The following is a 9,454-nucleotide window of genomic DNA, read 5'->3' on the forward strand; positions in this document are numbered from 1 at the left end:
TGGCGGTGCTCGGCGCCGCGACGGCCGGCGCGGCCGCCCTCGGGACCTCGCCGCGCGGCCTCTGGGACGCCGTGTTCGTCTTCCGATTCGAGGCCTCGGCGGTCATCAGCAGCTCCGCCTCCCCGGCGACGTCGGAGCGGATGGACCGCCTGACGTCGGTGTTCCTGACCAGCGGTGCGGCGGCTCTGCTCGTGGTGCTTCTGGTCGTCGTCCTGATCGACCGGTCCTCGCTCCTGATCTGGCCGGCTGTCGCGCTCGTCGCCTGGGAGCTCATGGGCGTCGCCCTGGGCGGCAGCTACTGGTGGCACTACCTGACCGGACTGGTGCCGGGCCTGGTGCTGCTGGCCGCGCTCGCCGGGCGCCTCCGACGCCGGTGGCTGGCGGCCGCCGTCCTCGCCTACGTCCTGGTCGTCAACCCGCTCACCCTGGTGCAGTGGACCCAGCTGCCCGACCACGCGTCGTCGGAGGAGCAGGCCGCGGCGTACCTGCGCGCCCACGCCGCGCCCACCGACGGGGTCGTCGTCGCCTTCGGGCACGCCGAGATCGTGGCGGGCAGCGGGTTGAGCAGCCCCTACCCGTACCTGTGGAGCCTGCCCGTGCGCGTCCGCGACCCGCGGCTGCAGCAGCTCGAGGACGTGCTCGCCGGCCCCTCCGCGCCGCGGTGGGTCGTGGTGGACGGCGACAGCCTCGCCTCGTGGGGACTCGACGCGCGGCAGGCGCAGGACTATCTGCTGCAGCACTACGGTGAGGTGCGCGCGTACGGCGAGTGGCACGTCTGGGAGCGTCAGGAAGGAGTGGGCCGGTGAGGGTCCTGGTGGCCGAGGACGACGTCCGTCTCGCCGACGTCCTCCAGGAGTCGCTCGCCGAGGCCGGGTGGCAGGTCGAGGTGGTGCACGACGGCCGCTCGGCGTACCAGCGGCTGCTCTCCGACTCCGGCCTGGACGTGGCGCTGCTGGACTGGATGCTGCCGGGGATGGACGGGGTGACCGTCGCCAGGCGGTTGCGCGACCTCGGTATCGCGCTGCCGATCATGATGTTGACCGCGCGCGGCGACGTCCGCGACCGGGTGAGCGGGCTGGACGCGGGGGCGGACGACTACCTCCCCAAGCCGTTCGACCTCGACGAGCTGCTGGCGCGGCTGCGCGCGCTGTACCGGCGCGGCGCCGTCGTCGGCGAGGCGCCCGTGCGGCTCGGTGACCTCGTCGTCGACCCGGTCGCTCGCCGGGTCACCCGGCGCGGCGCGGAGATCGTGCTCTCGGCGCGCGAGTTCGACATCCTCCACCTGCTGGTCTCCCACGCGGGTCGCGTCGTGAGCCGCCTGACGATCCTCGACGAGGTGTGGGACGGCGAGACCGACCTGCGCAGCAACGTCATCGACGTCCACCTGGCCGCGATCCGCGCCAAGATCGACAAGCCCTTCGGCACCGAGACGATCACGACCCTGCGCGGTGTCGGCTATCGGGTGGACCCCGCGCCGGCGGCCCGATGAGCTCGCTGCGCGACCGGGCGTCCCGGCTGCCGCTGCGCATCCGCCTGGTCGCCGGCTTCTCCGCGGCGATGTTCGTGGTGCTGCTCGCGGCCGGCACGTTCGTCTACTGGCGGGTGGGCTACGCGCTGGACCGGGGCCTGGACACCGAGCTGGCGCAGGCGACGCGGGCGCTGCGGCCGCTCGTCGACACCGGCGGCGGCGTCGCGGACCGCTCCGCGGCCGACGCGACCGGCGTCGCGTGGCAGGTGCTGGCGGCCGACGGGTCGGTGCTCGACCACGGCGGCCCGACCGGCACGACCGGGCTGGTCAGCGCCCGCCAGCTGGACCGGATCGACGGGACCCACCAGACCTTCAACGTCGGGGACTTCCTCCCGATCTCCCGCGACCCGTACCGCCTCCGGGTCACCCGCCTCGACGACGGCACCGACCACTACCTGCTGGCCGCCGTCCGCCGCGACCACCGCGACGAGGCGCTGCGCGAGCTGCTCGTCCAGCTGGTGCTGGCGGGTCTGGGCGCGCTCGCGGTCACCGCGCTGGTGGGGGAGCGGCTCGCGCGCGCGGCCCTGCGGCCCGTCGAGCGCTACCGCAGGCGCGCGGCCGCGATCGCCGCCGGCGCCCCCGACCTGCGCCTGGACGTCTCCACTGCCCGGGACGACGAGGTCACCCGGCTCGGTCACACCCTCAACGACATGCTGACCTCCCTCGAGCGAGCGCTGGACCGCGAGCGCCAGTTCGTCAACGAGGCCAGCCACGAGCTGCGGACGCCGATCACCCTGCTCATCAGCCGGGTGCAGCTGGCGCGCCGGCGGCCGCGGACCCAGCAGGAGCACGAGCGGGTCCTCGAGGAGCTCCAGGTCGACCTCGACCGGCTCGCCCGGCTCGCCGAGCAGCTCCTCGAGCTCGGGGCCGGCGGCGGCCGCACCGGACACGAGACCTGCGACCTGGCCGCCGTCACCGCTCGCGTCGTCAACCAGCGCCGGCTGGCCGCCCCCGGGGAGGCGGCCCGGACCGCCACCGAGCTCCCGGGCGAGCCGGTGCCGGTCCTGGTCGCCGACTTCGAGGTCGAGCGGCTGCTGACCAACCTGCTCGACAACGCCGTCCTGCACGGGGTGGCGCCGTACACCGTCACCGTCGACCGGCCCGACCCCGCCTGGGGCCGCCTGCTGGTCAGCGACGCCGGACCGGGGCTGGCGCCGGAGATCCTCGAGACCGCCACCCGGCGCTTCGTCCGCTCCGACGAGGCACGCAGCCGGCCGGGCTCGGGACTCGGCCTCGCCCTCGTCCAGGCCATCGTCGCCCAGGCCGGCGGCGAGCTGCGGCTGTGCCACGCGGGCCACCACGCCTCCCACGGCGGGCACGCCCCGGTGACCTGCACCCACGGCCCCGAGATGACCGTCAGCATCCTGCTCCCCACGGGCGCCGCCGCCGGCTGACGCGGCGCTTCACCTCCGCTTCATGCGGGTCGCCCTACCGTCCCGGCGTGCCGGACGAGACGAGCGTGCAGGAGCCGACCGCAGCGACGACCGCAGCGACGACCGCAGCGACGACGGCGGCGCCGCCGGAGGACCCCGACGCCTCCTGGGCAGCGGCCGCGCGGCTGTGGCTGGTGGTCGTGGTGTTCGTTGCGGTCGGGGCGGCGCGCTCGATCCAGGTGGGCGTCCCGTTCCGGGACCCGCACGGGGCGTTCCTGCTCACCAGGCTCGCCCTCACCGTGGGGATCGCCACCGGGCTGGTGGTCCTCGACGGACTCGTCCGCGCCGGCCGCCCGGTCGCGGTACGCCGAGTGCTGCGGGTGGTCCGCGACCGCTGGACGCCCCGGCGTACCGCTCTGGCCGTGGCGGCCCTGCTGGCCTATCACCTCACCTACTTCACCTACCACAACCTGAAGAGCTGGAACTCCTTCAACGTCCTGCGGGACCGGATGCTGCTGCGCTGGGACCGTGGGCTGTTCCTGGGGAACAGCCCCGCCGTCGTCCTCCACGACCTGCTCGGCCAGCACCTGGCGGCCCGGGTGCTGATGGTCTGGTACGAGACGTTCCCGACGCTGGTCGTGCTGGCGTTCCCGGCCGCCGTGGTCCTCGCGAGCCGGGTGCGCGACGCCTACGCCGCCATCGCCTCCCTGGTCTGGGTGTGGATCCTCGGCACGGCGTCGTACTACGCGATCCCGACGCTGGGCCCGTTCGCCGCGGCGCCCCGGGACTTCGCCGGCCTGCCGCACACGATGATCCAGGACACCCAGGCCCGCTACCTCGCCGAGCGCGCGCACCTCCTGGCCGATCCCTCTGCGGCGGGCGCCTTCGCCCAGGTCGCCGCGTTCGCCAGCCTCCACGTCGCCGTCACGACGGGCATCCTCGGCATCGCGTGGTGGCACCGGCTCCGCCGGACCACGATCGCGCTCTCGGTGTTCCTGGCGGGGACGCTGGTGGCGACGGTCTACCTGGGCTGGCACTTCGCGGTCGACGACGTCGCGGGGTTGGCGATCGGGGCGGCGGCGTGGTGGCTCGGTCCGCGCACCGTCGGCGTCCACCGGCGTCCTCCCGAGCCTGCGCGGTCGGCTTCATGATCGCTTCATCCGGTGCTGCCTACGGTCCGGACATGCACGCAGTCGCCGGCCAGGTCAGCGGCCCCGCGCCCCTCTGGCGCCGGCTCCGGTTCGTGGGCTCCTGGGTGCTCGCCCTCGGCCTGGTCGCGGTCGGGGTCCCGCACGTCGTCGACGTCTCCTGGCACGGCGTGCTGCCGGTGCTGAGGTCGTTGCACTGGCCGGCCGTGCTCGGGCTGGTCGTCTTGTGGTTCCTCGGCCTGGTCGTGCACTCGAGCGTCCTGACCGCCGCCGCACCGAGCCTCACCCACCGTCGGGCGCTCGCGCTCAACCTGACCGGCAGCGCGGTCGCGAACGTCGTACCTCTCGGCGGCGCCGCCGGCATCGAGCTGAACCGCCGGATGATGCGGGCCTGGGGCATCGACACCCGCCGGTTCGCCGGGTACACATTCCTGACCAACCTCGCCGACGTCGGCTCCAAGCTCGCCTTGCCGCTGATCGCCGTCGCCGCCCTGGTCCATGCGGGGGAGTCGGTCACCGCCCCGCTGCGCTACGTCGCCGTGCTGGCGGGCTGCGCCCTCGTCGGGATCGGCGCCGGCACGATCGCGGTCCTGGCCAGCGCGCGCTGCGCCGTGGGCCTGGGCCGCTGCGTCGAGGCGCTGCTCCGTCCGGCGCTGCGCGTCGTCGGGCGGCCCGGCCGGGTCGACGTGGTCGGGCCGCTGCTCGAGGTACGCCGCGAGAGCAGGCGGCTGGTCGCCGACGGCTGGCTGCCGATGCTGCTGGGCATCAGCGGGTACGTCGCGCTCCAGGGCGTGCTGCTCGGGCTCTGCCTCGGCCTCACCCACAGCGGCGTGACCTGGCCGGTCGTGCTCGCGGCGTTCGCCCTCGAGCGCGCCCTGACCGTGCTGCCGGTGACGCCCGGGGGCGCCGGCGTCGCGGACGTCGGTCTGGTCGGGGTCCTGGTGGCGCTGGGCGGCGACCCGGCGGGCGCCGCGGCCGGCGCCGTGCTCTACCGCGGGCTGGTCTTCGCGCTCGAGATCCCGGTCGGCGGCGGCACCCTCGGCGTCTGGCTCCTCGGCCGGCGGCGGGCCGGGCGCCGCGCCCTCCCGCCCCCGCGCCTCGTCGGCGAAGGCCGTCGCGTCGCCCACGTCACCGACGTGTTCCTGCCGCGGCTCGGCGGGATCGAGACCCACGTGGACGACCTGGTCCGGCACCAACGGGCCCGGGGCGTGGACGCCGTCGTGCTGACCCCGACGGCGCCGGCCGGACCGGACCCGGCGTGGGTGCGCCGGATGCCCGCCGGTGCCGCGCGTCGGGCGGTCGCCGAGTTCGACGCGGTGCACGTCCACGTGTCGATGCTCTCGCCGTACGGCATCGCGGTGGCGCGGGCCGCGATGGCCGCCGGGGTGCCGACGCTGGTGACCGTGCACTCGATGTGGGCCGGCGTCGGCGGGCTGCTCCGGCTGGCCGCGGTCACCCGGCTGCGCCGCTGGCCGGTCGTGTGGTCCGCCGTCAGCGGCGCGGCGGCCGAGACGTTCCGGCGCTCGCTGCGCGGCGGGGAGGTCGCGGTGCTCCCCAACGCGATCGACCTGGAGCGGTGGCGCCGGCCCGTCCCCCGGCCGCGCGACCACGACGCGGTCACGATCGTCAGCGTGATGCGGCTGATGCCGCGCAAGCGCCCGCTGCCGCTGATCCGGGCCTTCGAGCAGGTGCGCGCGCTGGCGCCGGCGAGCGACGTGCGACTGGTGCTGGTCGGCGACGGCCCGCTGCGCGGCCGTGTCGAGCGCCACCTCCGGCGGCGGGGCCTGACCGGGTGCGTGCACGTGACGGGCCGCATCCCGCGCGGGGAGGTCCTCGATCACCTGGCGTCGGCCTCGGTGTACGTCGCGCCGGCGCCCAAGGAGTCCTTCGGCCTCGCCGCGCTCGAGGCCCGGTGCGCGGGCCTGCCGGTGGTGGCCCACCGGCGCAGCGGGGTGGGCGAGTTCATCCGCGACCGCGTCGACGGGGTGCTGGTCGCCGACGACGCCGAGATGGTCGTCGCGCTGGCCGAGCTCGTGCTCGACCCGGGTCTCCGCGACGCGATCGCGGAGCACAACCGGCGGGTCACGCCGCCCTTCGGCTGGGACGAGGCCCTCGACCGGACCGAGGAGCTCTACCGGGTCGCCGCCGCCCGGCTCGGTGCGCCCGTCCCCGGCGCCGCGCCGCTGGTCCCCGCGCTCCTCGAGGCCTAGGAGTCTGATGAACAATCCGCGCGGCTACGCGACGCCCGGTGGAGCGTTGGCGGCGTTCGCCTCGGTCGGAGTGACCCGCCACGCCGTTCCTCGGCCGCCTTGCCACCGCACGCACCGGACGCCCGCTCGCGTTCGCCCGTCTTGTTCAGCAGACTCCTAGGACCGCTCCGATGGCCACGATCGTGTCCTGCCACGCACACCCCGACGACGAGGCGCTGCTCACCGGCGGGTGGCTCGCCCAGCGGGCCGCGGCCGGGGACCGCGTGGTGCTCGTCTTCGCCACGGACGGGGGAGCCGGGCTCAGCCTGGGCGTCCCGGGGACCGGGCCGCTCGGCGTACTCCGGCGGGCCGAGGCGGCCGCGTCCGCCCGTGCCCTGGGGGCCGCCGCCGTCGTCTGGCTGGGGTACGCCGACTCCGGGATGGCCGGCGCGCCGAGCGACACCGCGAACCGCTTCGTCGACGTGCCTCTCGCCGAGGCCGCCCGGAGGCTGGCCGCGGTCCTCGACGAGGAGGACGCCGACGTGCTCACCGGCTACGACGCGCGGGGCGGCTACGGGCATCCCGACCACGTGCGGGTGCACCACGTCGCCCGCCGGGCGCAGGAGCTCGCGGCCCGGACACCCCGGCTGCTCGAGGCCACCCGCGACCGCACCTGGCTGGTGCGCGGGCTCGCGCTGGTGCGGCCCTTCGGCCCGCTGCTCCCCGGCCTGACCCTGCCCGTCGCCGAGATCTTCTCGGCGCGCTCGGAGGTGTCGCTGCGCGTCGACGTGCGTGACCAGGTCCCCGCGAAGCGGGCGGCGCTCGCGGCCCACGCCTCCCAGGCGACCGGCGGGGTGCGCACGCTCGCCCTCCTGCGGCTCCTCCCGGCGCCACTCGCGCGGCGGCTCCTCGGGACCGAGTGGTTCGTCGAGGTGGCGCATCCGCACGGCGTGCGCAGCACTTCGCAGGACCGCCCCGGCCGAGGCGATTCGCGCGTACCGTTGTCGAATGCGTGGGGCGAGCGCGTCCGGTGACGACACCGAGCAGGTGACCGGTGGTCTGCGCGCGGACGTCGCGGCGAGCTGGCACCGATCGGCGGCGGCCGGGGTGCACAAGGATGCTCCGGAGGCCCCGATCACCCTGCCGGACGACGAGCTGCGCGCGCACCGTGCCGCCCATCCGCTGGCCCGGGTGTTCCCGCTGCTCGACGACATCCTCGGCCAGGCCGCCCGCGACACGGGCTCGCTGATGGCCGTCTCGGACGCCGAGGGACAGCTGCTCTGGGTGTGTGGGACCGGGTCGATCCAGCGCCGGGCTGAGTCGATCGGCTTCGTGGAGGGCAGCAACTGGGATGAACGGCTGGCCGGCACGAACGCGCCCGGCCTGGCGCTCCAGCTCGGTCGGCCGATCGGCGTCCTCGGATCCGAGCACTTCCGCGAGTCGGTGCAGGACTGGAGCTGCGTCGCTGCGCCGATCCACGACCCCGCGACCTCCGGTCTGCTCGGTGTGCTGGACGTGACGGGCGGACCCCAGCTCGCCGTACCGCAGGCGATGGCGATGGTGCGGGCCGCGGCCCGGATGGCGGAGGCGGAACTGGCCCGCGAGCTGGGTCGCGTCCGCCCCGACGCCGTGGTGCCCGCCCGGGGCACCCTGATGGTGATCGAGGCGCTGGGTCGGTCCGAGGCGCTGCTGACGGTGAGCTCCGACGGCGTGGGAGCGCCGCCGCTTCGCCTGTCCCGCCGGCACAGCGAGATCGTCGTGCTGCTGGCGGGATCGACGTCGGGGCTGACCGGCGACGAGCTCGCGGCGCTGATGTACGACGAGGACGGCGGCTCCTCGACGCTGCGGGCCGAGCTCAACCGGTTGCGCGGCATGCTCGGCGCCGATCTGCTGGCGTCGCGGCCCTACCGGCTGGTGGCCAACATCGCCGCCGACTGGCTGGCCGTGGAGGCCCAGGCAGCGAGTGGCGACGTGCGCTCCGCGATGCGCGGCTACCGGGGGCCGCTGCTGGCGCGCTCCACCGCTCCCGGAGTCGTCGCGATGCGCGAGACCGTCGACAGCACCTTGCGTCAGGCGGTCCTGGCCAGCGGCGCCGCCGACCTGATGTCGACCTGGACCCGTTCGGCCTGGGGTGCGGACGACTACGAGATGTGGACGGCCCAGCGCGCCGCCCTGCCCCTCGGATCGCCGATGCGCGCGCTCGTCGACGGTCAGCTGGCCCGCCTGGACCGTGAGCTCGGGTGGCGGCCACCCGGGCGTTGAGGACCCTGCTCGGACTCCGCTCGACCCGGGGGGCGCCCACCGAGTGCAACGTGGTCGCAACGTCGCGGTTCCTACGGTGTGACGCCAGTCACCTCCACCCAGGATCGGAGTCCACCATGACCGTCTTCACGCCGCCGGGCACCGCCGGCTCGACTATCTCCGTCCAGCCCCGCTACGGGCACTACATCGGCGGCGAGTGGGTCGCTCCGCTCGAGGGCCGGTACTTCGAGAACGTCACGCCGGTCACCGGGCAGCCGTTCACCGAGATCGCCCGAGGCACGGCCGCGGACATCGAGGCCGCCCTCGACGCCGCCCACAACGCCGCGCCCTCGTGGGGACGCACCTCTCCGGCCGAGCGGTCCAACGTGCTGCTCCGGATCGCGGACACCATGGAGGCCCACCTCGAGGACCTCGCCGTGATCGAGTCGTGGGACAACGGCAAGGCGGTCCGGGAGACCCTCAACGCCGACCTGCCGCTCGCCGTCGACCACTTCCGCTACTTCGCGGGCGTGCTGCGCGGCCAGGAGGGGACGATCTCCCAGATCGACGAGGACACGATCGCCTATCACTTCCACGAGCCGCTCGGCGTCGTCGGCCAGATCATCCCCTGGAACTTCCCCATCCTGATGGCGGTGTGGAAGCTCGCGCCGGCGCTGGCCGCCGGCAACGCCGTCGTACTCAAGCCCGCCGAGCAGACCCCGTGGTCGATCCTCAAGCTGGTCGAGCTCATCGGCGACCTGCTGCCCGCGGGCGTGGTCAACGTCGTGAACGGGTTCGGTGTCGAGGCGGGCAAGCCGCTGGCGTCGAGCCCGCGGATCTCGAAGATCGCCTTCACCGGCGAGACGACGACCGGGCGCCTGATCATGCAGTACGCCAGCGAGAACCTGATCCCGGTCACGCTCGAGCTGGGCGGCAAGAGCCCGAACATCTTCTTCGAGGACGTCGCGGCCGAGC

Annotated in this window: 7 protein-coding genes and 1 pseudogene; all 8 read left to right on the forward strand. The window is 74.9% G+C overall.

The window, feature by feature from the left end; all coding sequences use genetic code 11:
• A pseudogene (locus tag VGD85_RS19985) lies at window positions 1-806 on the forward strand (hypothetical protein); the annotation flags it as partial.
• Window positions 803-1,489 (forward strand): response regulator transcription factor, encoded by a 687-nt coding sequence (locus VGD85_RS19990; RefSeq protein WP_331065184.1) that lies wholly within the window; start codon window positions 803-805, stop codon window positions 1,487-1,489. The pseudogene VGD85_RS19985 and the gene VGD85_RS19990, both read left to right, overlap by 4 nt.
• Window positions 1,486-2,922 carry a sensor histidine kinase gene (locus tag VGD85_RS19995; protein ID WP_331065185.1) on the forward strand — a complete coding sequence of 479 codons (1,437 nt, stop codon included), beginning with the start codon at window positions 1,486-1,488 and terminating at the stop codon, window positions 2,920-2,922. The genes VGD85_RS19990 and VGD85_RS19995 overlap by 4 nt, the downstream gene beginning before the upstream one ends.
• 47 nt (window positions 2,923-2,969) lie before the next feature.
• Window positions 2,970-4,052: a phosphatase PAP2 family protein gene (locus VGD85_RS20000; RefSeq protein ID WP_331065186.1), complete on the forward strand. Its 1,083-nt coding sequence runs from the start codon at window positions 2,970-2,972 to the stop codon at window positions 4,050-4,052.
• Window positions 4,053-4,084: 32 nt separating this feature from the next.
• Entirely contained in the window at window positions 4,085-6,259 is a 2,175-nt protein-coding gene (locus VGD85_RS20005; protein ID WP_331065187.1) for a glycosyltransferase, read from the forward strand.
• Window positions 6,260-6,429: 170 nt separating this feature from the next.
• Window positions 6,430-7,272 (forward strand): PIG-L family deacetylase, encoded by an 843-nt coding sequence (locus VGD85_RS20010; protein WP_331065188.1) that lies wholly within the window; start codon window positions 6,430-6,432, stop codon window positions 7,270-7,272.
• Window positions 7,247-8,500, forward strand: a complete 1,254-nt coding sequence (locus tag VGD85_RS20015; RefSeq protein WP_331065189.1) for a GAF domain-containing protein — start codon at window positions 7,247-7,249, stop codon at window positions 8,498-8,500. Before VGD85_RS20010 ends, VGD85_RS20015 begins: the two co-directional genes overlap by 26 nt.
• Window positions 8,501-8,616: 116 nt before the next feature.
• The coding region (locus tag VGD85_RS20020) for an aldehyde dehydrogenase family protein (protein WP_331065190.1) at window positions 8,617-9,454 on the forward strand (838 nt) is incomplete at its 3' end.

The organism is Nocardioides sp. (assembly GCF_036401255.1).
Lineage (GTDB): Bacteria > Actinomycetota > Actinomycetes > Propionibacteriales > Nocardioidaceae > Nocardioides.

Bases quoted from the DNA above. Each gene is read 5' to 3' on its own strand.
- VGD85_RS20015 (WP_331065189.1), top strand. From the start codon at position 7,247: ATGCGTGGGGCGAGCGCGTCCGGTGACGACACCGAGCAGGTGACCGGT.
- VGD85_RS20005 (WP_331065187.1), top strand. From the start codon at position 4,085: ATGCACGCAGTCGCCGGCCAGGTCAGCGGCCCCGCGCCCCTCTGGCGC.
- VGD85_RS19995 (WP_331065185.1), top strand. From the start codon at position 1,486: ATGAGCTCGCTGCGCGACCGGGCGTCCCGGCTGCCGCTGCGCATCCGC.
- VGD85_RS20010 (WP_331065188.1), top strand. From the start codon at position 6,430: ATGGCCACGATCGTGTCCTGCCACGCACACCCCGACGACGAGGCGCTG.